Here is a 22,721-nt window from a genome sequence, read left to right as displayed (position 1 = left end):
CTAGTCCTCGTAAAGTTGCGCCTCGGCGGCGATGGCCTCGTCCAGGGCCATCTGGACGGCGTCGATGATGCCCAGCCGTCCGCCTTCGTCGCGGAAAAGGTTCACGGGCAGGGCCCGGGCCGTCTGCTGGAGGTCCTGGAAGAAGAGGATGCGCTGTTCCAGGTCGTCCACACCCAGCCGGGAGGCCAGGTTCTCCATGTCGAAGGCGCCGACGAAGGGCGTGTCGCGCAGGGCCAGCATCTCCTTGAGCAGCCCGGTGGAGGAGAGCTGGGGCCGGATGCCGTGGGCGGATTGCAGGCGGTCCAGCAGGCCCTTGCAGCTTCCGTGCAGCCCGCGCAGCAGGCGCACGGCCTCCAGGTCCTTGGCGACGCTTTCCAGCAGGGCCTTGTCCGTCTGCGAGGTGGTGGCCGAGAGGGTGTCGCCCAGGGTCTTGGTCAGAAAATCCATGGCCTCGTCGATGTGCGCGTCGCCGAAGTCGGTGACGATGCGCTCGAAGATTTCCACGGGCGAGGCGGCGTCGAGCACGGCCCCGGCGTAGAGGTCCTTGAGGGCGTCGGGCGAGCCCAGGTCGCCGAATTCCAGGGCCCGGACCCCGGCGGCCAGCCGGGTCTGCACCTGCATGCCGAACTCGTCCTCGAGCTGGGCCTGGGCCTCGGCGAAGACCTCCTCCATGCCCAGTTCCTTCCCGGCGGAGAACAGGGCCGTGGCCATGTCGCCGGGGTCGGAGAAGAACTGCCTGGCCGTGGCCAGGGCGGTGCGCGGGTCGAGGTTGGCGGAGCCGCGCAGGGCGGAGATGAAGGCGTCCAGTTGCTGGCGTTTGCCCTGCTTGTCCATCAGTTCCAGATATTTCTGGATCTGCTCCACGCGCTCGGTGCTGGGGGTCAGGGGCTTCAGCTTGCGGGCCTCCAGGCGCGTTTCCTCGCGCTCGGACTTGGCGAACCCGGCCTCCTCGGCGGCGTTGGCCACCAGCGACATGGCGTCGGCCTTGGACACGGCCTGGCCCATGAGCGAGCCCTTGGGCGCGTCCTGGGCGACGCCGGGGGCGTCCTGGCGGATGAGTCCGGCTATCTGGCTGATGTCCATGGTTCTTCCTCCCGAGTCCCGTGCCGCGCGGCTACATGTAGCTGAGCAGCAGGCCCTGGCAGATCTTGAGCCACCCGTCCAGGGTCACGAACAGGAGCAGCTTGAAGGGCAGCGAAATGGTCATGGGCGAGACCATCATCATGCCCATGGCCAGCAGGATGTTGGAAATGATCAGGTCGATGGCCACGAAGGGCAGGTAGAGCAGAAAGCCGATCTGGAAGGCCTTGGTCAGCTCGGAGATGGTGAAGGACGGGACGAGGATCAGGAAGTTGTCCTCGCGGATGTTCTCCTGCTGGTCCGCCGGCCAGACCTGGCGCGCCGTGCGCACGAACAGGGTGCGGATGCGCTTTTCGGTGTTGCGGAACAGGAACGACTGCATGGGCCCCGAGGCGTTGCCCACCACCTCCATGAGCTGCCCGGGCGAGGCGTTGGGCGGCAGGGTCTGGGCCATGAGCAGGTCGCGCGTCTGCAGGGCCGTGGGGGCCATGATGAACACGCTGAGCACGATGGCCAGCCCGTTGAGGGCCGCCGCGGGGGGAATCTGCTGCACGCCCAGGGCGTTGCGCACCAGCGAGATGACCACCACGATCTTCACGTAGGAGGTGATCATCATGATCGCAAACGGCGCGATGCCGATGGTGACCATGATGAAGATCAGCGTGACCGGATTGAATTGCTCCATGAGGGCGTCCTAGGACGAGTGTCCGTCCAGCTCGGTGAGTTGCACGCCCAGGGTTTCGCCCACGCTGACGATGCGCCCGGTGCCCAGCCTGCGGCCGTTGCCCAGGATGGTCACCGGCACCTCGGGGCCCAGGACTTTGGGCAGGGGCAGGGTCAGCCCCGGGCCCAGGGCCTGGATCTCGTCCACGGTCATGCGCATCCGGCCGATCTCGAAGACCACCTCGATGCCGATGGCTCCCAGGCCGCCCTTGGGGGCTTCGGCCGCCTTTTCCGCCGTCTTGTCCGTTTCGCTCATGCTCGACTCGCTTTGCTTGACGATGGTCCAGGGCCGGTCGTCGCCGTCCGGCCAGGGCGCGCGCACCCGCAGGGGCGCGGCGAAAAGATGGACGCAGCCCGAGGCCGGATGCCAGCGCTCGGGCAGGAGCACGTCGCCGGGGGCCAGGGTGCGCAGTTCGGCCAGGGTCAGGGTCATGCTCCCGGCCTCGATGGACAGCTCCACGGGCAGGTCGCTCAGGGGGCGCGCGGCCCGGGGCCGGGCGGCCAGGGCCTGCTCCACGGCGGCGAGGGCCGGTTCGTCCAGGGGCACGAGCACCCAGCCGCGCACTTCGCGGCCCTCGGGGCCGCTGGCCGTGAACTCCAGGCAGCAGGCCGGGCTCCGGGGCGCCTCGTCGGGCGCGCACAGCCGCGCGGGCTGCCCGGCCAGGGCTTCCAGGCGGGCCAGCAGCCCGCCCAGGCGCGCCTCGGCCACGCCCCACAGCACGGCCTCGGGCAAGGCCTCGCGGTCGATGTCGTCGGGCAGGCCCAGGGCGTCGAGCAGGGCCTGGGTGCGGCCCAGGGCCAGGCGCCAGACGACATCGCCCGCGCGTGCGGCCAGGGCGGGGGCCGCGCCGGGCTCGCCCGGGCGCAGTGCCGGCGCCACCCGCCACGGCGCACCGCCGATATCCAGGTCGAACCCGCCCGGGTGCCCGGCCAGGGCGTTCAGCAGGCGGCACTCGCGCGCGGACAGCGCGGGCGGCACATAGGCGACGGCTTCAGCCACGTTCTTTCTCCTGTCCTCTTATGCCTTGCGTACGAAAACGATTTCCAGCAGCACCCGGCCCTCGCAGGCGCCCTGGAGGCGGCGGCCCAGGGCGTCCTTGGCCTCCAGAAGCACGGCGTGGGAGGCCGCGTCGCCGGTGAGCACGCGCACCTCGATGCCCTCGGGCGTGCGCCGCAGGTGGACCTGCGTGTCGGCCAGCACGCTCTGGCGCAGGTAGATGCGCACTTCCTCGTCGTCGGAAAATTCCTGGTCCGTGACCAGCACCCGTTCGGCCACGAGGTCGGCCAGTTCCTCGGCTCCGGCCTCGTCGCGGGGGTCTTCGCTCCCCGCGCCCCCGGCGTCGGCGTCCGTCGCATCCGGCGTTGCCGTGGCGCCCGGCGCGCCCTGGGCCGCCGCGCGGCCCTGCAGGGAGAACAGGCTCGAAAGTCCGGGCTGCTCCACCGGCCCGGCCATGGCCGCGCGCATGGCGTGCACGTCGGCGGGCGCGGCCGTGGCGCCGGGGCCCTGGGGCCCCGCCTGGGGCGGGGCGCCGTCCACGGGCTTCACGCCGTCGCTCACGCCGCCTCCAGGCCGCCCAGGCCCGGGCGCGGGCCGGGGATGAAGTCCTCAAGCTCGATCTCTTCCTTGCGCTCGGCCTCCTTGCTGGCCAGCACCTGCCAGCGCGAGCGGTGCTCCTCGATCTTGAGGGTCGCCCGCTGGGCTTCCAGCAGCCGGGCCCTGGCCGCGGCCATGGCGCCCTCGCAGTCCTCCACGTGCTTGCGGGCGCGCAGGATGCGCTCCAGGAAGGCGGCCTCGCGACCGCGGATTTCGCACAGCCCGCGCTTGAATTCGTCCACGTCCTCCAGGGTCATGTCGCGGCCCATGATCTCGTCGTAGCGCCGCTCCTCCTCCTCCGCCAGCCAGACCAGGAACTCCTCGTGCAGGCGTTTGGCCTCGCGCAGGTCGCGCCGGGCTTCGGCCAGCCGGGCCTCGGCGGCGGAGAGCGCGGCCAGGGCCTTGTCCTGACGCAGGGTGCGCACGCGCAGCAGCACGGCCAGAGGGTAGTTCACCGGGCCACCTCCGCCAGGGCCGCCACGGTCTGCTCGAAGGTGCTGGTCTCGCCCATGCCCTGGCGCAGGAAGCGGTTCACGGAGTCGATGCGCGCCAGGGCGTCGTCGGCTTCCTTGTCCGAGCCTTTCTCGTATTCGCCGATCTGGACCAGGATTTCCAGCTCGCTGTATTTGGCCAGCACCTTGCGGACCTTCTGGGCCGCGGCCTTGTGCTCCTTGGAAATGATCGAATTCATCACGCGGCTGACGCTGGCCTGCACGTCGATGGCCGGGTAGTGGTTGGCGGCGGCCAGCTTGCGCGAGAGCACGATGTGCCCGTCGAGGATGGAGCGCGTTTCGTCGGCGATGGGCTCGGTCATGTCGTCGCCTTCCACCAGCACGGTGTACAGCGCGGTGATGGACCCCCGGTCGGAGTTGCCCGCGCGCTCCATGAGCTTGGGCAGGCTGGAGAACACCGAGGGCGGGAAGCCGCGCCGCGTGGGCGGCTCTCCAGCGGCCAGGCCGATTTCGCGCAGGGCGCGGCCGAAGCGGGTCACCGAGTCCATGAGCATGAGCACGCGCTTGCCCTGGGCGCGGAAATATTCGGCGATGGCCGTGGCCGAGTAGGCCGCCTTGAGCCGCTCCATGGACGAGCGGTCGGAGGTCGAGACGACGACCACGGCGCGCTTGCGGCCCTCGGGGCCGAGATCGTGCTCCAGGAACTCGCGCACCTCGCGGCCGCGCTCGCCGATGAGTGCCAGCACGCACACGTCGGCGTCGGTGCCCTTGATGATGCACGACAGCAGCGTGCTTTTGCCGCCGCCCGCCGCCGCGAAGATGCCCATGCGCTGGCCCTCGCCGCAGGTGAGCATGCCGTCGAGCACTCGCAGGCCCAGGGAGATGGGCTTGTCGATGATCCGGCGCTCCATGGGGTTCGGCGGGTCGGCGTATACGGGGTAGAACGCCCGGGGCCGCAGGGGCGGGCCGCCGTCGATGGGCTCGCCCAGGCCGTTGAGCACGCGGCCCAGCAGGTCGTCGCCCACGGGCACGGAGTGGATTTCTCCGGTGGGAAAGACCTCCGTGGCCGGGGAGATGCCCTGGAGTTCGCCCAGGGGCGTGAGCAGGGCCACCTGCTTGCTGAAGCCGACCACCTCGGCCTTGAGCTCCCAGTCCTCCCACGGGTTGCGCAGCACGCACAGCTCGCCGACCTTGACCCCGGGCACCGTGGCCCGGATGATGGTGCCCACCACCTGCTCCACGCGCCCGCGGACCTCCACGGTGTTCGCGTCGGCCAGGGCCTTTTCCAGCAGGGTGGTGATGTAGTCGAAGGTGGACATGGGCCCCTACCGCGCGATGCGCTTTTCCATGACCCGCTTGAGGGCCGCGAGTTGTGTCTCCACCCCGGCGTCCACGACGCCCATCTCGCTTTCCACAAGGCAGTCGTTTTTCTTCAGCCGCGAGTCGGCCACCACGTCCAGCAGGCGGATGCCCGCGAAGTGGCGCAACAGTTCGGAGGTCGACGCCTCCACCGCCGGGGCCTGCTCGGGGCACACGCGCACCACCACGCGCCGCTCGTTGCGCGCGATGGCCAGCCCGCTTTTGACGACCCGCAGGATGAGATCCTTGTCGTTCATCTCGCCCACGATGCGCTCCAGGGCGTCGGTGACGATGCGCACCACGGAGTGCTCCAATTTCTCGAAGAAATCCAGGGATTGGGCGGCGACTTCGAAAATTTTCTCGGCGTGCTCCAGGCGGCCTTCCTCCAGGCCCTTTTCATAGCCCTGGGCCTTCTGGGCCTCGAAGACCTCGTGGGCCTCGGCGGTGATGCGCTCGTAGAGCGTGCGGGCCTCTTCCAGCAGCGCATTGGCCTCGACCATGCGCGCGTAGTCCCCGGCCTTGACGATCTTCGTGCCCGGAGCGGGCTCGAAGGCCTGTTTTTTCAAAAGAAACACGGCGCCCACGACGGTGCGACCTCCTTGGTCAGCAACTTTTTCAGGCCGAACCACGTCAGCCGCTCCACGGCCCGGTCGCCCGGGGTCTGGGCGGCGGCGTCCATGAGCCCCGGAAAGCGCCGCGCGGCCAGCTCGCGCAGGGCCTGGGGCCAGCGCCCGGCGCACGCGGCCAGGGCCTCGCGCCCGTGCAGGCGCACCCGCTCGGGCAGTGGCCGTTCGCCGTGGCGGGCCAGGAAATGGCCGCGCACCTCGCCGAGGTGGAAGGCCCCCCGGCCCAGGGCGTAGTCCAGGATGCCGGGACCCAGGGCCGCCGTCAGGGCCTGACGCTCGGCGCGCAGCACCACCGCGGCCAGGGCCCGGGCGTTCACCGCCGCGCCGAAATGCATGGCCAGGGCCTCCAGGGTCGGCGGGTCGAGCAGGGCCAGCCGCCGCGACTCCTCCTCGAAGGCCCAGAAGCGCCGGGCCGGGTCGGCCAGACGCGCCAGGGCGGCCCGACCCCGGGGGCAGGTCCGCAGGATTTCGGCCACGCCGGGGGCCAGGGCCTCCGGCCCGGGTTCGGCGGCGTTGAAACGCCAAATCGCCCCGAGCAGCTCGGGGCGCGTGGCGGCCAGCTCGCGGTAGAAGCCCCGCCCGGCGTCGCCGCCCGGGCTGCGGCCCGCGTCAGCCATTGTCGTCCTCTGTGCCGACGGCCTGGGCGGCCTTGCGCTGCCTGTAGCGCTCCAGGCCCCAGCAGCCGCCGAAGCCCGCCAGGATGCCCGCCCCGAGCACCGTCAGCACCCACAGAATGAAATTGCCCGCCGCGTAGGGCGCGATGTCCACGCCCATGACCCGGCGGTATTCCGGGGGCGGGGGCATGATGATCGTCTCCGCCGCCGGGTAGAGGAACACCGAGGCGTTGTCGTACTTCAGGTTGGGCACCGCGTTGGCCATGAGCTGACGGATGTGCGGCACGTACTGCTCCACCGAGGAGCCGGGCATGAAGCGGATGAAGGCCGCCGCCGCCGCCGGGGTCACGGCCTCGGTCACGGGGTCCTGCTCCTGGAGCACCACATGGACCCGTGAATCGAGCACCCCGTCGATCTTGGAGCAGGTGTCGGCCAGTTCCTGGGCCAGGGCGAAACTCAGGCGGGCCGATTCCTCCAGGGGCGAGGACATCATGCCCTCCTTGGGGAACATGCTGCCCAGGGTGTCGTAGTGCATCTGGGGCAGGCCCTGGCGGCGCAGGATCTCCAGGGCGTTGACCACCTGGGCCTCGTCCACGCGCACGGTGAACAGGCCTTTGCCCTCGGACTGCTTCTCGGCCAGGATGCCGCGTTTGAGCAGCGCCGCGAGCACCTCGTTGGCCTCGCGTTCGGCCAGACCCTGATAGAGCGGCTGCATGCAGCCGCCCAGGGTCAGCACCAGCAGCACCAGGGCGAGGAAGCGCACGAGGCGTCGTGTTGCGGAAATCTGTTTCACGTCTGGGGTCCTGCACAGGGGAGTGGCCCGGGCCCGGGCCGCTCCCGTTGGGGGTGCGTCGTTATTCGGCGGACTTGACCAGCGTGCTCAGGCCCTGGTTCATGGCCGACACCGCCGAGGTGTTCCGCTGGGCCTCGAAGGAGGCCATGCAGGCCGCCACCTGGATGCGGAACAGGTCCGCATGGCCCAGGTCGGCCTGGGTCAGCAGGCTGGCGATGGTCGGGTCCGCCCCGGGGGGAACGGGCCCGGCTGCGGACGACGCCTCGGGCGCCCCGGCCGGCCGGGCCGCCGTGGCCTGCTCCGGCCCCTGGGGGCCGCCCACGGGCGCCCCGCGCATGGCCGCCTGGAAGTCGGCTACCGCCGCAGGATCCGGCGGCGCCAGGGGCGTTGCGGGCGCCAGGGCCTGCCCCGCGTCCGGGGCCTGGGCCAGTCTGGCTGCCGTCTGGGCAATGGCGCTGATGTCCATGAGCCGCCTCCCGCGTGCCTAGAGCACGTCCTTGAGCATGGCCTCGGCCAGGGCCACGGCCTGGGGGTCTTCCCCGTCGCGGACCACGGTTTCCAAGGTCTTGCGCGCCTCGCCGTCCTCGCCCGCGAGGTGGTAGACCACCCCGAGATGGGCCAGGGCGAACTCGTTGCCCGGGTCGGCGGCGAGCACCTCGCCCAGGCACTGGTGGGCCTTGTCGAAGTCGTTGACCACGTAATGGTTCACCGCCCGGCAGATCTTGACCTCCGGGCTGTCGGGCCAGACCTGTTCCAGGCCGTCCAGAATGGCCCGGGCCTCGCCGGGGAAGCCGCCGGACGACGCCGCGAAGGCGATGTCCAGCAGGCGCTTGCATTCAACAGGAGAGAGCATGTCGCCTCCTTGATGGGTTGCGCGGCCCGGGGGCGGCGGTCGCGCGCCCCCGGGTCGTGATTCCTTGCCGCCGGGTCGGCGTCATCAGCCGCCGGCGCGCTGGGCCAGGGTCTTGGCCGTGTCGGTCAGGCCCTTGGTCACGGAGGAGGTGGCCTCCACCATGGCGTTGTAGTTGCCCATGTCGAACTGAAGCTGGAGCATCTTCATGGGGTCGAGGTCGCCGTCCTTGAGGGCGGCCTGGATGCTCGTCTTGAGGGTGGTGGCCCGCGACGAGAGCTGGTCGGTCATCTGGCCGAAAGACTCGCTGATGGTCATGTTCGTGGTGATAGCCATGGTAGCCTCCTGTGATTGTTGCCGGGTTTGCCTAGTTGTTGAAACGTTCCCACATGCGGTCCACCGCCGTGCGCGCGGCTTCCACCGACCGGCCCAGGGCGCCGAGCAGGGCGGCCTGGGCCGGGGCCACGCCCGCGTCCAGGGTCCGCTTCAGGCCCGCCTGCATCCGGACCAGCTCCTCCTGCAGATGCGCGCGCCCCTGTCCGGCGGGGTCGTTGCGCAGCAGGTCCTGCGTGAAGTCCTTGAGTGCGTCGCTCATTGATCCCTCCTCTCGAAGAGCCGGGTGACGACCTTGCCGTCGCGTTCCACCACGAGCTTCTCGGCTGTGATTTCCCGGATGATGAAGCCGCCGGGGAGTCGGCCGCCGGTGAAGTATTTCTGCCCGTCCTTCATGGAGATGAACGGCACCGGCTCAAGGGTCACGCCCACGATGGTCAATCCGCCCAGGATGTCTTCGGGGGCCTCGTCCTTGTCTTGCATATCAGCAAAGCCCATGCCAGTGCCGAACTGCCTGTAATCACTGGCAGCATTGCCGCCTGCCTGGGGGGCGGCGCCAGCGGCGCTGCCGGGGGTGCCAACTTCGGTGGCATCCGGGGCGTCGTCGGGGGCCTGGATCAGGGCGCCGTCGGCGGCGCGGGCCGGGCGGCCGTCGGCTCCGGTCATGAGCCTGGGCGCCACGGGACGACCTTCCTCGTCGCGCAGCATACGCCCTTGTTCGTCCATGCGCGGGGCGACCACCAGGGGCGCGCCCGTCTCGTCGCGGATGACGCGGCTTTGGGCATCGCGTGCCACCACCGTGGGCACCATGGCTCCGCTTTCGTCGTGGACCACGCGGCCCGCCTCGTCGCGCAGGGGGCCCAGCAGCACGGGCTGGCCCGCCTCGTCGCGGATGACGCGGTCCTCGGCGTCGCGGGCCACGGTGGGGAAGACCGGGGTGCCCTGGCCGTCGCGCAGCACCTCGCCTTCGCCGTCGCGCAGGGCCTGGACGACCATGGGCTGCTTGTCGGCGCCCTGCACGGGCGTGCCGTCGGGCTCCAGGATCACCGCGGCCGGGCCTTCGCGGAACATGTCGTCGCGCCCGGGCACGAGCTGGCCCTTGGAGTTGCGCAGGATGTCGCCTCCGCGCTCCAGCAGCGGGCGGCCCGCCTCGTCGCGGACCACGCGGTCCTGCTCGTCGCGCGCGGCGGTGATGCGCGTGTCGGGAATCATGGCTTCGTGGCCGACCAGGGGCTGGCCCTGGGCGTCGCGCAGAATTTCTCCGGGAGCGCCTGGGGCGCCCGGAGCGCCGGGCGCGCCCGGGGTGCCGGGAGGACCGGGGGCACCCGGGGTGCCCGGAGCACCAGGGGCGCCGGGAGCACCAGGTGCGCCGGGGGCTCCGGGGGGCCCGGGCACGGGTTCGGCCGCGCGGGCCAGCAGCGGGCGGCCCGCCTCGTCGCGCAGCACCTGGCCCGCTTCGTCGCGGGCGACCACCACGGGAGTGCCGTCGGCCAGGGCCTCGGGCGCGGGCACCGGGCGCCCGGCGCTGTCGCGCAGCACGCGGCCGTCGCGCTCCAGCAGCGGGCGGCCCGCCTCGTCGCGCACCGGCTCGCCCGTTTCGTCGCGCAGCACGGTCATGGGCGTTTCCGGCGCCGGAGTCGCGGGGTTGGTCATGGCCGGGTGGCCGGTGATGGGCCGGCCCTCGTCGTCGCGCAGGATCCGGCCCTCGCGTTCCAGCAGGGGCAGTTTGGCGTCGTCGCGGACCACCTGGTCCTTTTCGTCGCGCAGCATGTCGATGGACGAATGGTCCGGCTCGGTGGGCACCAGGGCCACGGTGCCGCCCAGAGCGTTGTCCAGCACCGGGGCCTTGGAAAGATCGATGGTTCCTGCCTCGGGGGCCTGCTCCCCGGGCGCCAGCGGGGCCACGGGGGTCACGCGGGCCACCGAGGCCCCCGGCGCCGCCCGCAGGGCCGGAGCCGTGGACAGGCCCTTGGAGGCGCGCAACTCCTGGGCGTCGCGGAACAGTTGGGCCAGGGCCGGATCGGGCGCGAAGGCCGAGCGCATGCTGCCGCTGATGCTGCGGTTCCATTCCGCCGAGAAGCCCGGGGCCGTCAGGGTGTCCCAGAAGGCGACGGGCGAATTCAGGGCGTCGCAGACTTCCTTTTTGGCCAGCTCCAGGCGCTCGCGCTGCTCGAAGTCCAGTTCCCCTTCCACCTCGACCACGCCCGGATGCAGGCGCACCACCACCAGCTCGTCCAACTCGTGGCGGATGAGCGCGTCGCGGAACAGCGGCCAGACCTGGGCGGCGTAGACCATGGACGAGCGGACCTGCCCGATGTTGCGGATGTCCTCGGCAATCCAGACCTTGGCCGCGCCCTCGATGAGCTTGTCGCGGAAATAGCCGGTGAGCAGGATGTCCCGGTCCTCCAGGGCCACGGTGGGGAACAGGCCGCGCACGGCCAGGGCCACGCGCACGCCCTGGGCGCGCTCCTCGCGGACCTGCACGTCGATGAACACCGGGAAATCCATGCCTCCGGCCAGTTCCCACAGGGTCTTGCGGTCGCCCGTGGCGGGCACCTCGCCCTGGATGGTCACGCCGATGCTGGTTTGGGTCACGTGCAGGTATTCGTAGCCCTTGTCCTTGAGAACGCTGGTCATTTGGCGGGCCAGGTGGGTGTCCGGCCCGCCGGAGAAGGTCACGGTCAGATACAGCAGGGCCAGCAGGCCGACGACCAGCAGCGCCAGCCGCCGCGCCCGGGGGCTGGGGCCGGTTTCCTTCGGGGCTTCGGCGGGCGCCTCGGCGGCGGGGCCGCCCTCGGCGGGGCGGGCGCCCGTGGCGTCCAGAAAGGCCGCCGGGCCGATGTCGCCCCAGGGCTGGCCCTGCACCTGCCAGGCCATGCAGGTCGTGCCGAGCATGACGGCCTGGGCCGGGCCCCAGGGCATTTCGCCCTGGAAGGGCCGGGGGCCCTCGTCGCCCGGGGTGTCGGGCTGGGCGGCGGGGGCGGCGTCCCGGGGCGCTTCGGCCTGGGGCGGCTCCTGGGCCTGGGGCGCGGGTTCGGCCTCGGGGTGCAGCAGCAGCACCGGGGCGTCCAGGGTGCGCAGGGTCAGGGCGGGCGGGGCGCCCGCCTCGCCCGCCGCGGCGGGCACCATAAGCAGCGCGTGCTGCGTGGCCACGGTGCTGTCGTGCAGGATGATGTCGCAGCTTTCCCCGCTGCCCAGCACGGTGTCGCCGGGTCGCAGGGGAATTTCCGCGCCCATGTGCGGGCCGGAGAAGAACTTCAGCAGCAGGACGGGGGTGGTGGCGGCGCTCACTGCGACAGCCCCCAGCCGCTGGCGGACGCCGGTGCGGTGTCCGTGCCCGGCTCCTTGGTGCGCACGGCGCAGCCGCCGGGCTTGGGCGCGCTGGCCGCCGTTCCGGGGGTGGCGAACTCGGGCGAGGCCGGATCGACGGAGAAGCCCAGTTCGTTCACTTCCTTGGGGACGTTGGAGGCCTCGTCCAGGGTCAGCAGGCGCGGCGAGATGAGGATCAGCCGTTCCATGCGCTGGGTGACCTTGGTCTTGGATTTGAACAGCACGCCCAGGGCGGGCAGGTCCATGAGCACGGGCACGCCGGTTTCGTCGTCCTTGAGCTGCTCGTAGAAGTAGCCGCCGATGAGCAGGCTCTGGCCCTCGCTGACGATGCCCTGGGTGCGGATGGTGGTCTTCTTGACCACGGCGGGGATGTCGCTGTCCGTGGAGCCGGTGCTCGGGTCGGCGCCGTCCTCCACGGTGATGGCCATTTTGATCTGCGCGGGTTTGTCGTCGTACTCGATGATGTGCGGGGTCACGTCGAGGACCGTGCCCGAGGAGACCTCGCGCAGGTCGACCACCTCGGTGCCCACCACGCGGATGTAGAAGGTGGTGCTGGCCTCCAGGCGCGCGCTGGTGTTGTCGATGGTCAGCACCGAGGGGCGGCCGAGCACGCGGCCCTTGCCGTTGGATTCCAGGGCGTTGACCTGGGCCATGAAATAGTCGGACCCGAAGCTGTAGACCGTGGAGAGGGTCAGCCCGTCGCCGATGAGGGCGTTGGGCAGGTCTCCGGGCAGGGGCACCTCGCTGGTGTTGTCGGACACGCTGCTCAGGCCGCTGCCCACGCCGGTGGAGGTGTACGGCCCGCCGTGCCCCGATCCGCCCCATTTCACGCCCAGGGAGCTGGAATAATCCACGTCCACGTCCACGATGGCGGCGTGCAGCTCTACCAGTTGCAGAGGCTTGTCCAGCTCGGCGATGGTTTTTTCATAGTATTCCATGCGGTAGGCCGAGTCGCGCACGATGACGGCGTTGCTGCGCGAGTCGGCCAGGATGCGCGGGGCAAGCTCGGCCACGGGGGCGCCGGGCAGGGCCCGGGCCTGGGTGTTCAGGGGCGAGGCCACGCGGCGGTCCAGCTCCATCTGCTCCTTGGCGCGGCGGCGCAGGTCTTCGAGAATCTTGGCGGCCTCGCCGTCTTGCAGGCGCAGGAGCTGCTGCTCCTCGGGCAGGGGCGGGATGGTCTCGCGCACGGCGGCCCCGGCGCCCGAGCCCAGGGCGAGCTGCGAGTCGGACGCGCGCTGGTCCATGACCATCTCGGAAAGGATGGTGGCCACCCCGGGGATGACCTTCTTGTTGTCGCCGGAGCCCAGCTCCGTGTCGTCGGCCCAGGCGTGCTTGAGGAAGAACACGCGCACAACCTGGTCGTTGCGGAAGGCGGCCTCGTAGGCGGCGATGGCCGCGGCCACGCCCTCGGTGTATTCCGCCGGGCCCGAGAAGGCCAGGACGCGGTCGTCGTCGTCGGCCACGCAGGGCAGTTGGGGCGAGAGCAGCCCGGCGCGGGTCAGGATGTCGCGCATGCGCGTGGGCGTGCTGGCCGTGAGGTAGACCATGCGCCGCTCCAGGTCGCGGCGCACGTAGAAGTGCAGCACGTCGTCCATGAGGTACCACTCGACCCCGAAGGCCGAGTAGGCCGCCGCCAGGAACTCGTCGGGCGACATGTCGTCGAACATGCCGCTGATTTCGCCCTTGACGTTGGGGGTGAAGGCGGCGCGCAGGCCCTGGGTCCGCGCGAAGGTTTCCAGCACGTCCACCAGGGGCGCCTGCTCGGCATAGTGGCTGAAGTGGACCTTGAAGATGGAACTGATGGGCAGGGTGTAGCGGTCGGCGACGCTCTTGGCGAACGATGGTTGCCCGCTGCCGGGACCGGCGGCCCATGCGGCGGCGGCCCCCCCTGCGGCGGCCCACAGTGCGCAACACAGGGCGGCCAGCGCCAGGCCCTGCCGCGAAAGGGAAAAAAGTCGTGTACTCAACGCCCAAGGCCCCCGGGATATAAGTATATCAGGCACTCTTGCACAGGTCGGCCCAGAAGTCCAATTCGTCCAGAAAACGTTGCAGGGCCAGATGCATTTCCGATGCGCGCATGATGCCCAGCAGATGCCGGGCATCGTAGCACAGGGTGCCCCGGCGCGTGTCCAGGGAGACCACGCCCGTGTCCGTGGCGGCGCGGGCCAGGGCCGCCAGGCCCACCTTGCGCAGCAGGGCGTCGCCGCCCGACCCCGGCGCCAGGCGCCCCAGGTCGGCGGACAGCAGCAGCGTGCGGCCGTCGGGGGAACTGGCGTCCACCCGCGAGCCGCCGTCGAGCCGGAAATGGTAATGGCCCCGGGCATCCGGGGCCGGGGCGTGCCAGCCTGCCGTGCGGCACACCGTCTCGATCCATTGTTCGAGCATGGCGTCATCCGGGCGGGAAGGTTGCGCCGCGACCAGGGCCCGCCCCGTGCCCCCGGTCGCCGCAGGCCGCTCTCCGCTAGGCCATGGTCATCATCAGCATTTCGTGGGGCGACGAGGTTTCGCCGTCGCCGTCCGCCGAGTCGGTCAGCACCTCGCGCATGGCCGCGAAGATGGCGTCCAGGGTCGCCAGGTCCAGGCCCTTGGCCAGGCGCAGCAGGGCCACCAGCTCGGAAACCAGCGCCTGGAAGTGCTCCGTTTCGGAATTGGACAGCGGGTCGTCGGGCAGGGTGGGCTCGCCGTCTGTCGGCGTGGTTCCCTCCTGCACCGCCTGGGTCGTCGCGCCTTGCATTGCCTGGATGAGCGGCCCGGCTCCGAAGTAGGCGGCGATTCCCAACACCCCGGAGAGTATCGCCGAGAGGATGGCGAAGTTTTCCGCTGTGCGCTCGGCCTTGCCCTGGGTCATGCCCAGGCCTTCGAGGATGTCGGCCAGGGCCTGGGAGACGCCGCCGTCGGTGGCCGCCTCGATCACTGCCAGCGTGGCGACGGCCAGTGTCACCGCCATGGCCAGGACGGTCAGGGCCGGCCCGAGGAGGGGCGCCAGCAGGGCGATCGCGCAGACCGCCACGGCGGTGTTGATCACGGCCGCGGCGGCAAAGATCCAGCGCTCCGCCGCCGTGCGCTTCACGTCGGGCGAGGCGTCCTCGGTGCCTCCGGTGTACGAGGTCGGCTCCGTGCTGCTGGCGTAGAGCTTCTCCATCTCCTCGCGGTAGCGCTCCATGTCCGATTCCAGGGCCTTGAGGTCCGCCTCGGAACTCAGGCGTTCGATCTCCTTGAGCAGGTGCTGCATGATGAACATCAGGTAGGCCCGGCTGCCCGTGTCCACGGTGTCGGCGCCGTAGTCGTCCAGCACGGCCAGCAACTGGGCCGGGTTCAGTTCGCTGGCCCGGGAGAACTCGTCCCACTCCTTGCGGATTTCCGCCGCCAGTTCGGTCGAGAGGGTCACGGAGAACTGCGTCTGCAGGGCCGTGAGCACCTCGTCCATGGTCGCGTCGGGGTTGCAGGAGATGTACTCCGTGGCCGCCGCGTGCAGCTCGGACAGGCTCTGGCCGGGAAAGGCCTTTTGCAGCGCCTGCTCCACGTCGGTCCACTCGCCCTGGTTGTCCTCGTAGCGGCCGATGAGCTGGCTGGTGTCGATCCCCAGAAGTGACATCCGTTCTCCTCGCGTCCCCGCGATCCTTCCCTACACGTTGGAGAGCTTGGACATGGTCTGGTACTGCTGCTGGAGCAGGCTGTTGTAGATTTCCATGAAGGTCTTGATCAGGTCGCGGGCCAGGTCTTCCAGCTTCTGGGCCGTCTCCTTGCGGACCTGGGCCACCTGGGACTTGCCCTCGATCTCGGCGATGTTGGCCTGGATCATGGAAGTGGCGAACTGGCTGGCGGTGTCGAAGAGCTTGGCCGAACCCGCGACCACCTGGCTCCAGAGCATGGCTTTGCTGGAATCCTTGAAGCCCATGCCCGCCAGGCCGCCGACGATGCTGATGGCCGCGCTGGTCAGGCCCATGGCGAGCTGGGTCCAGGCCATGGCGCGCATTTCTGCGGCCTTTTCCTTGGCCAGGGCCATGATCTGGTCGCGCTGGGCAAAGCCCTCCATGAGCTGGGAGGCCGATTCCTCGCCCATGATCTCGATCATCAGCATGAGCAGCATGGCCATGATGTCGCGCATGCTCTCGATGGTCGGGGCGTCGGGTTCGGGGGTTTTCATGACCTCCAGCAGGCTGGCCGCGTCGAGGGACGTGCTGGCGGCGAACTGCTCCCACTCGGTGCGCAGGGCGGCCACCTGGTCGGTGGCCAGGGAGGGGTTCAACTGGGTGACCACGGCTTCGAGCACCTCGCCCGGGGTGGCCGAGGGGTGGGCCTCGATGTAGCTCGTGATGGCCGCGCTCAGGGTCGTGGTGTCGACGCCCGGCAGCAGTTCCGTGAGCGTCTGCTCCACGTCCTGCCATTCCTTCTCGTCGCCCGCCATGAGGTCGGCCCCGAGGGCGGTGGATATGCCGGTGATGGTGATGCTCATGATGCCTCCTGGGTGGGTGCGCGCCCGTGGGCCGCGCGGTACGGGGGCCGCTGCCTAGGCCAGCTCGGGGCTGCTGGCCTTCATCAACAGGTCCATCAGGTTCTGGGTCGATTCGGTGATGATGTCGCGCATGGCGGTGAAGATGGCGTCCAGAAGCGCCTCGGCCACCTGCTGGGAGGTCTTGAGGATCTGGAGCAGCTTCTCCATCAGCGCCTTGAGTTCCAGCAGTTCGGCCTGCTGCATGGTGTACTGGAAGTCCACGATGGCCTTGGCGCCCGTGGCCACGCCCACGCCCGCCTGCATCACGCAGTTGGCGATGTTCATGATCTTGACCAGCTTTTCCATGGTCGTGATGGCGGTGTTGGCCGTGTTGGCCGCGGTGGTGGCCGCCGAGGTGGCCGAACTGGTCGTGTTGGCCACCGTGCTGGCGGTGTTGGCGGCGGTGCCCGCGGCGCTGGCGCCCGATGCGGCGAAGCCCGCGCCCAGGGAGCAGATGGCTCCGATGATGGCCAGGGTGATCTCCAGGCCGATGCCGATCCAGCGGGCCACGTCCTTGGGCACGCCGCAGGCCTCGAGAAGCATGGCCGTCAGGCCCGCAAGGGAGTATTTGCCGTCCGATGCCGCACCTGCCACGGCGGACACGGCCAGGGTGCAGGCGATGGCCGCCGCCGCGATGGCCAGGCCCGCCGCCGCGCCGCCCGAAACCACGGTGACCACCGCCGCCACGGCCACGGCGATGATCGCGCCGATGACCGCCGCCACGGCGCCCAGCCATTTGAGCAGGCCGCCCGAGGGCTTGGAGTTCATCTTCTCCACCTGCTCGTTGTAGTCCTCCTTGGCCAGCTCGTAGCGCGCGCGGTCGGCCTGCTGCGATGCCTCGATGCCCTCGGAGGTCAGCTTCTCGATCTCCTGTTGCAGGTATTGCATGAGAAAGAGCAGATAGGCCTGGGTGTTCGTGTTCACCGAGTCGGCGTCGTAGTCGTCGAGCACGGCCAGCAGTTCCGCCGGGTTCAGGGTGCTGACGTTGGAGAACTCGTCCCATTCCTTGCGGATTTCCGCCGCCAGTTCCGTGGAGATGCTGACGGCGAACTGCGTTTGCAGGGCGGTCAGCAGGTCGTCCATGGTGGCGTCGGGGTTCTGGGCCACGTAGATGGTAGCCGCCGCATGAATCTCGGCCATCGTCTTGCTGGGGAACGCCTGCTGGAGCAGTTGCTCCACGTCGTTCCACTCGCCTTCGTTGGTCTGGTACCGGGAGATCAGTTGACTGGTGTCGATGCCCAACAGGGACATGGCGTCCTCCTTGGCGCCCCCGCTCGCTGCGGCGGGGGTTCGTGTCGAAAGTCTCTGGCCGTTAATCCTGGTTCTTGCGTGATTCCAAGAGCTTGAGCATGGAGCCCGCCTGCCTGCCGTAGGCGGCCAGGGTCGGCGAAAGCCCCGGAGCCTCGCCCGCGGCCCGGGCGGCCTCGAAGGCGCCGCGGGCCTGCTCGGGCAGCCCCATGGACATGAGGCAGACGCCCGAACGGAAGGGCGACACGGGGTCGCCGGGCGTCAGGCCCATGACCACGGCGTAGCCGCGCACGGCGTCGGCCCACTTGCCCTGGGCCTCGCAGGCCCCGGCCAGGCCGAGCCAGCCCCGGGGGTCGGAGGAGGAGAACAGGACCATGGCCTGGAACAGGGATTCGGCCTGGGCGTAGTCTTCCACGCTGTAGGCCGAGTGGGCCATGGCGTAGAGGCCTTCCATGGCCTTCGGGGGCAGCAGCGGGGCCTGGGGCGAGCCGCCGGCGGCCGTGATCTCCTTGGCCATGGCGTCGCGCATGGCGGTGAGCTTGGCTATCGCTTCGGGAGTGTACAGATCGTTCATCGCGTTGCTCGGAGGTTCGGGTTTGGCGGAGGTCAGGATTTTTCGTTTTCGTCCAGCATGCGCAGCATGGAGGCGGCGCGCTGGGCGTAAGGCAGCTTCTTGGGATTGTTCTGCATGGCCTTCAGGGTCGAGGCGGCGGCGTCGAAGGCGTCGCGCGCGGCCCAGGGCTTGTTCAGTTCCATGAGGCAGACCCCGGCCCGGTAGGCCGCCACGGGGTCGCCGGGGGTCAGGGCCATGGCCATGCCGTAGCCCAGGGCGGCCTGCTCCCATTTGCGCTGGGCCTCGCAGGCGCCGCCGTAGCCCAGCCAGCCGCGCGGGTCCTGCGCGCCGTAGAGGGCCATGCCCAGAAAGACGTTCTCGGCCTGGATGTAGTCCTCCACGGCGTAGGCCGCGCGGGCCTGGGCGTAGAGCGCCTCCAGGCCCTCGGCGGGCATGGAGATGAGGTCGCGCACGTGCCCCTTGGCCTCCAGTTCGGCCATGATCTTGGCGCGCAGGGCGGGCCACTGTTCGTCCAGGTACTCTTTGTCGAAAGACATGCGGGTTCCCCCTTGCTCAGATCGTTTTGGCCAGGGTGCCGAATATGTCGGTGTTCTTCTTCACGCAGTCCACGGCCATTTGCTGGGAGCTGTCGCAGTCCTTGGCGGCCTGGTCGAACTCGGCCCCGGCCATCTTCATGTCCGTGGAGGCGATGTTCTTTTCGCTGTCCAGGCCGTCGCGCAGGCTCTGCCACTGGTCCTCGTCGTGCTTCTTGTCGCCGCCCTTGGTGGAGTAGCCGATGTTGTTTTTGTCGCAGAATGCGACCATGCCGGACGACATGCTGGTGGCCTTGTCCTGGTCGTCCGCGTCGCGCTGCTTTTCGGCGGCTTCCTGGGCGTATTTGTTGACTTCCTTATAGTAGTCGGTGGTGTCTTCGTAATTCTCGTAGGCCTTTTCCATCTTGGCCTGGCCCTGCCCGGCGGCGGCCACGCACAAGACGGCGAAGGACACCATGGGGTTGTCGCCCATCATGGCCTTGAGCTTGGCCGTGGCCGCCGTGCTCAGGCTGGCCTCGCCGCTGCTGTTCACGGAGGTGCCGTTGCGGGCGATGGACAGGACGGAGAGCAGATCGGTCATTGTCGGTCTCCTAAAGCTTGACGATCATGCGCTTCTTGCGCTTGGCCGCCTCGGGCGCCGGGGTTTCGGCTTCGTGGCCTTCGGCCTCGGCGCGCCGGGTTTCGTCCATGGCCTTGCGCATCATGTCGTAGGCCTCGGGGTGGAGCAGGTTCTCGCGCAGGGCCAGGGCGATCTCCTCCTCGGTGAGGCCCACGGCGTCCAGCAGGGCCTGGTAGCGCTGGCGGCTTTTGTGCATGGCCCCGCGGCGGCGGCGCAGCTCGGTGTCGGCCTCTTCGGCCTCCCGGCGCAGGGCGTCCAGGGTCTGGTTCAGGTCTTCGCGCATGGATCGTGTCCTCGCCCGCTAGTGGGCCTCGGGTTGGGTCGGGTTCAGGCCGAAGAACATGTCCCAGCCGGTGAGCTGCACCTGCGGGGCGTCGGTGCCCAGGCCGGAGAGGGAGAAGTCCAGCCGCCCGACCTTGCCGAATTCCAGGCCCGGCGGGTCCGAATGCCGGGAGGCGCCCTTCTGCTGCACGTAGTCCAGGTGCACGTCGATGCCGCCGCCGGGCTTGGTGGTCAGCTTGAACTCGGCGACGGTGGACAGGGTGGCGCCCTCGTGGGTCATGTAGGCGAACGCCAGCGGCTGGGTGGGCGGGTAGTCGCGCATGGTGGTGTCCACCAGTCCGGGCACGTTCTGGAAGGTCATCTGGGCCACCTGCCGGGCCGGGCCCTCGCCGCCCACGGCGTCGATGAAGGCGTCCAGGCGGCGGTTCCGCTCGTCCTCGGGCAGGTTGGTGCCGCCGCCGCCGTGGACCTGGCCGTCCACCGTGAGGGGCCTGCGGAAGAAGTCCTCGATGAAATCGCGGTTGAGGCCCCGGTAGCCCGGCAGGCGGTCCTTGGTCAGTTCGGTGGTCAGGCCCTGGCGGATGGTTTCGGTCATCACGGGTTTGTCCACGGCGCCGTCGAGCAGGCGGGCGGTCCGGGCGCCCACGGTAACCGTGCCCTCGGTGCTGTTTTCGCGCAGGGTGTCCACGCTCAGGGTGGTCACCCGCTGGGGCGGGCAGGAGCTGTAGAGGGCGTCCCAATTGTCCAGGCGCAGCACCGGGTCGTCGGTGCCGAAGCCCTGGATGGTGATGTCCAGGGAGTGCTGCTCGCCCATGTCGTGGTCGCCATTGCCCACGCGCTGCTCGGAGTGCTCGGCATGCAGTTTCATGGTGTCGCCGTCGATGGTCACCGAGAAGCGCATGCCCGAGGGCGCGCCCGTGGCCGGGTCGGTCCCGTGGAGGGGCGCGCCGCCGTGGCCCATGAAGGCCTGGACCAGCGGGCTCATGGCCGGGTCCTCCGCCAGGGCGGACATCAGGCGGCCCAGGGTTCCCTGGCCGACCAGCCGGGCGACCTGCTGGGCCTTTTCCGGCCCGCCGCAGGCGTCGACGAAGGCCTGGAGCTGCCCGTCGAGCACGCCCGGGCCCGCGTTGTCGTCACCGGTGAAGAACTGGCCGTTGACGGTGACGCCGTTGCGGATGAAGTCGGGGATGAAGCGCTGGGGCAGGCCCTTGGCGCCCAGGGCGCCGTCGGTGCGCAGGTCTTCGCTCAGGGTGCGCACCAGGGTCCGGCCGATGGTCTGGGTGTCGGGCTGGCCCTGTTGCAGGGCTTGCGCGCCCCTGCCCAGGGTCACGACGCCGCCGCCGATCTGCGGGCGGATTTCGGACAGGGGCCGCATGCCGAGCATCTGGCCGGACAGTTCGGTGCGCCGGGTTTCCTGGGCGCGCACGGTGTCCGTGCCGCCGCGCACGGCGAAGTCCTTGCCCAGGCTGTCGAGCATCCCGGTGACCTGCCGGGTCTGTTCCGGGGTGGCCTCGCCGGGGCCCTGGTCTTCCATGCCCAGGCTCTGGGCCAGGAGCAGCAGGGCGTTGACGGCCTTGGTGGTCGTGCTGGCCACGGAGGCGAGATCCCGCTGGCCGAGGTCTCCGGGCAGGGTTTCGCCGCCCGAGGCGATAACGTCGGCCATCGCGCCCACGAGCCCCCGGCACTGCGGCGACTGCAACGCCTCGACGAGTTGCTGGCGCTGGCCCTGGGTCAGGGAGGCCGTGGCCTCGGTCAGGGCCTGGGAGAGCGCGTCCACGCCGTCGTCCACGTCGCCGGTGCCGTCGAGCATGGCGCTGGCGCGCACGATCTGCTCAACGAAGGTGTTGATTTTGTCCGGGGTGGTCGGGCCCGAGAGCAGGCCGCCCACGGCCTCGCGGATCTGGCTCTTGACGTTGGCGCCCGGAGCCGTCCCGCCCAGTTCGTCCAGGTTCAGGACGATCTCGTCGCCGATGCGCACGTCCAGGTGGTCGTAGCGCGCGGCGATGGTGTCGCGCAGATCCTTGACCGCCGCGCGTTCGCCTTCGGTCAGGGTGTCCTGGGCCAGCACGGCGTCGAGGTTGGCGACCATGGTCCGCAGGCCCTGGCTCTTGGAGGTGGGGTCGCCCGCGCGCAGCAGGTCGGCCAGGTCGTTCTTGCCCGCCCGGGCCAGGGTGTCGATGAGCCCGGTGTACTGGCGCGACAGGCCGGTGGGGATGCGCTCCTTGCGCGAGTCGGGCGCGTTGGGGAACAGCCGTCCGCCCGAGAGGCCGCGCAGCACGGTGCGGAAAAAGCCCATGGCGTGGCCCAGGGTCTGCTGGAGGTCGCGCAGGAAGCGCATCGGCCGGTCGGCCGGGCCGCCGGGGTCGCGGCGCACGGAGCCGGAGCTCAGGCGGCAGCCGTGGTCCTCCATCTTGAGGAACAGGCGGTCGCTGCCGGGCAGGCCCTCGGTGCCCGCGTTCATGGCGCCGTAGAGCACGGTGGCCTTGCCGTAGGGCAGGCTCGGGCCGTCGAGCATGTCGATGCCGCGATGCCCGCCGCCGGGAACGCTCTGGAAACCGTCGATGTGCGAGGACGGCCGCTGGTAGACCTCGGGGCTGGAGTCCAGGAAATCGCGCAGGCGGTGCCCGGGGTCCTCGATGCTGAAGGCGCCCTCGCTGAAGGTCGCGCCCTTTTCCTGGGCCTTGGCCATGAGGAAGGTCGTCAGGTCGCGGATGTTCTCCGCCGTGGCCGGGCCGTGGACGGAGCCGTTGCGGATGCCGTCCCACAGCCGGAAGCCGCGTTCCAGGCGGTCCTGAAGCATGCGCGGCATGTCGCGCACGGCCTGATCGCGCTGGCCCCTGGGCAGGGCCGAAATCTCGTGCTCGACCATCTTGCCGTCCACCTGGACGAGGTGGCCGTCGGGCGGCATGCTCAGGCCGACGCTTTTGGGCATGAGCGAACGCGGGGGCGCCGTGCTCTCCCACTGGTCCAGGGCCTGGGTCAGGGCCTGCTGGGTGGTGCCGACCATCGGGCCCAGGCTGCCCAGGGGCACCTGCCCGGTGACCTGGCGACCCTGCTGCTGGAGGGCGCCGATCTGGCCGGGATTGACGCCGCCCTGGACGACGGTTCCGGGCTGGATGCCCTGGTCCAGGCCCTGGGTGGGCCCGGTGCCGATGAGCGGGACGTGGAGCGTGGTTTCAAAGCCCATGGCAATTTCCCCTTGGCGCGTGGCGGCGC

24 protein-coding genes are annotated in these 22,721 nt (G+C 70.1%); all 24 read right to left on the bottom strand.

All coding sequences use genetic code 11. The annotated features are described in order from the left end of the window. Positions 1–1,083: a type III secretion system gatekeeper subunit SctW gene (sctW, locus tag ACZ5KV_RS07310; protein ID WP_464241684.1), complete on the bottom strand. Its 1,083-nt coding sequence runs from the start codon at positions 1,081–1,083 to the stop codon at positions 1–3. Positions 1,084–1,114: 31 nt separating this feature from the next. Beyond that, entirely contained in the window at positions 1,115–1,765 is a 651-nt protein-coding gene (sctR, locus tag ACZ5KV_RS07305) for a type III secretion system export apparatus subunit SctR (protein ID WP_464241683.1), read from the bottom strand. A 9-nt stretch (positions 1,766–1,774) separates the two neighbouring features. Beyond that, entirely contained in the window at positions 1,775–2,803 is a 1,029-nt protein-coding gene (sctQ, locus tag ACZ5KV_RS07300) for a type III secretion system cytoplasmic ring protein SctQ (RefSeq protein ID WP_464241682.1), read from the bottom strand. Positions 2,804–2,821: 18 nt separating this feature from the next. Continuing rightward, positions 2,822–3,361, bottom strand: a complete 540-nt coding sequence (locus ACZ5KV_RS07295) for a type III secretion HpaP family protein (RefSeq protein WP_464241681.1) — start codon at positions 3,359–3,361, stop codon at positions 2,822–2,824. Continuing rightward, entirely contained in the window at positions 3,358–3,852 is a 495-nt protein-coding gene (sctO, locus tag ACZ5KV_RS07290) for a type III secretion system stalk subunit SctO (protein ID WP_464241680.1), read from the bottom strand. Before sctO ends, ACZ5KV_RS07295 begins: the two co-directional genes overlap by 4 nt. Continuing rightward, positions 3,849–5,168 carry a type III secretion system ATPase SctN gene (gene sctN / locus ACZ5KV_RS07285; protein ID WP_464241679.1) on the bottom strand — a complete coding sequence of 440 codons (1,320 nt, stop codon included), beginning with the start codon at positions 5,166–5,168 and terminating at the stop codon, positions 3,849–3,851. Before sctN ends, sctO begins: the two co-directional genes overlap by 4 nt. A gap of 6 nt (positions 5,169–5,174) precedes the next feature. Then, the gene (locus ACZ5KV_RS07280; RefSeq protein ID WP_464241678.1) at positions 5,175–5,792 is read right to left on the bottom strand and encodes an HrpE/YscL family type III secretion apparatus protein; all 618 of its coding nucleotides are present in this window, start codon (positions 5,790–5,792) and stop codon (positions 5,175–5,177) included. Further along, positions 5,771–6,451, bottom strand: coding sequence for a sulfate adenylyltransferase (locus ACZ5KV_RS07275; protein WP_464241677.1), 681 nt, complete (start codon positions 6,449–6,451; stop codon positions 5,771–5,773). The genes ACZ5KV_RS07280 and ACZ5KV_RS07275 overlap by 22 nt, the downstream gene beginning before the upstream one ends. Beyond that, a complete protein-coding gene (gene sctJ / locus ACZ5KV_RS07270) occupies positions 6,444–7,241 on the bottom strand; it encodes a type III secretion system inner membrane ring lipoprotein SctJ (RefSeq protein WP_464241676.1) in 798 nt (265 codons plus the stop codon). Before sctJ ends, ACZ5KV_RS07275 begins: the two co-directional genes overlap by 8 nt. Before the next feature lie 61 nt (positions 7,242–7,302). Then, a complete protein-coding gene (locus tag ACZ5KV_RS07265) occupies positions 7,303–7,707 on the bottom strand; it encodes a hypothetical protein (RefSeq protein WP_464241675.1) in 405 nt (134 codons plus the stop codon). A gap of 18 nt (positions 7,708–7,725) precedes the next feature. Next, complete coding sequence (locus tag ACZ5KV_RS07260; protein ID WP_464241674.1) at positions 7,726–8,094, bottom strand: tetratricopeptide repeat protein; 369 nt, start codon at positions 8,092–8,094, stop codon at positions 7,726–7,728. A gap of 84 nt (positions 8,095–8,178) precedes the next feature. After that, positions 8,179–8,427: an EscF/YscF/HrpA family type III secretion system needle major subunit gene (locus ACZ5KV_RS07255; protein WP_464241673.1), complete on the bottom strand. Its 249-nt coding sequence runs from the start codon at positions 8,425–8,427 to the stop codon at positions 8,179–8,181. Positions 8,428–8,458: 31 nt separating this feature from the next. Next, entirely contained in the window at positions 8,459–8,686 is a 228-nt protein-coding gene (locus tag ACZ5KV_RS07250; protein ID WP_464241672.1) for a hypothetical protein, read from the bottom strand. Then, complete coding sequence (gene sctD, locus ACZ5KV_RS07245; RefSeq protein ID WP_464241671.1) at positions 8,683–11,715, bottom strand: type III secretion system inner membrane ring subunit SctD; 3,033 nt, start codon at positions 11,713–11,715, stop codon at positions 8,683–8,685. Before sctD ends, ACZ5KV_RS07250 begins: the two co-directional genes overlap by 4 nt. Further along, a complete protein-coding gene (gene sctC / locus ACZ5KV_RS07240; protein WP_464241670.1) occupies positions 11,712–13,721 on the bottom strand; it encodes a type III secretion system outer membrane ring subunit SctC in 2,010 nt (669 codons plus the stop codon). The genes sctD and sctC overlap by 4 nt, the downstream gene beginning before the upstream one ends. 28 nt (positions 13,722–13,749) lie before the next feature. Further along, positions 13,750–14,139 (bottom strand): CesT family type III secretion system chaperone, encoded by a 390-nt coding sequence (locus ACZ5KV_RS07235; RefSeq protein WP_464241669.1) that lies wholly within the window; start codon positions 14,137–14,139, stop codon positions 13,750–13,752. 76 nt (positions 14,140–14,215) lie between these two features. Next, a complete protein-coding gene (locus ACZ5KV_RS07230) occupies positions 14,216–15,349 on the bottom strand; it encodes a hypothetical protein (protein WP_464241668.1) in 1,134 nt (377 codons plus the stop codon). 30 nt (positions 15,350–15,379) lie between these two features. Then, complete coding sequence (locus tag ACZ5KV_RS07225) at positions 15,380–16,210, bottom strand: hypothetical protein (RefSeq protein WP_464241667.1); 831 nt, start codon at positions 16,208–16,210, stop codon at positions 15,380–15,382. A gap of 54 nt (positions 16,211–16,264) precedes the next feature. After that, positions 16,265–17,500, bottom strand: coding sequence for a hypothetical protein (locus ACZ5KV_RS07220; protein WP_464241666.1), 1,236 nt, complete (start codon positions 17,498–17,500; stop codon positions 16,265–16,267). A 61-nt stretch (positions 17,501–17,561) separates the two neighbouring features. Continuing rightward, a complete protein-coding gene (locus ACZ5KV_RS07215) occupies positions 17,562–18,071 on the bottom strand; it encodes a tetratricopeptide repeat protein (protein WP_464241665.1) in 510 nt (169 codons plus the stop codon). A gap of 32 nt (positions 18,072–18,103) precedes the next feature. Beyond that, a complete protein-coding gene (locus tag ACZ5KV_RS07210) occupies positions 18,104–18,607 on the bottom strand; it encodes a hypothetical protein (RefSeq protein ID WP_464241664.1) in 504 nt (167 codons plus the stop codon). A 16-nt stretch (positions 18,608–18,623) separates the two neighbouring features. Beyond that, complete coding sequence (locus ACZ5KV_RS07205; protein WP_464241663.1) at positions 18,624–19,184, bottom strand: hypothetical protein; 561 nt, start codon at positions 19,182–19,184, stop codon at positions 18,624–18,626. Between the two features lie 10 nt (positions 19,185–19,194). Continuing rightward, positions 19,195–19,506 (bottom strand): hypothetical protein, encoded by a 312-nt coding sequence (locus ACZ5KV_RS07200; protein ID WP_464241662.1) that lies wholly within the window; start codon positions 19,504–19,506, stop codon positions 19,195–19,197. A gap of 18 nt (positions 19,507–19,524) precedes the next feature. Next, positions 19,525–22,692, bottom strand: coding sequence for a hypothetical protein (locus ACZ5KV_RS07195; protein ID WP_464241661.1), 3,168 nt, complete (start codon positions 22,690–22,692; stop codon positions 19,525–19,527). Between the last annotated feature and the right edge of the window lie 29 nt (positions 22,693–22,721).

It is taken from the genome of Desulfocurvus thunnarius (assembly GCF_055390965.1).
The sequence above is the reverse complement of the archived record's forward strand: the minus strand, read 5'-3'. Positions and strand labels throughout refer to the sequence as shown.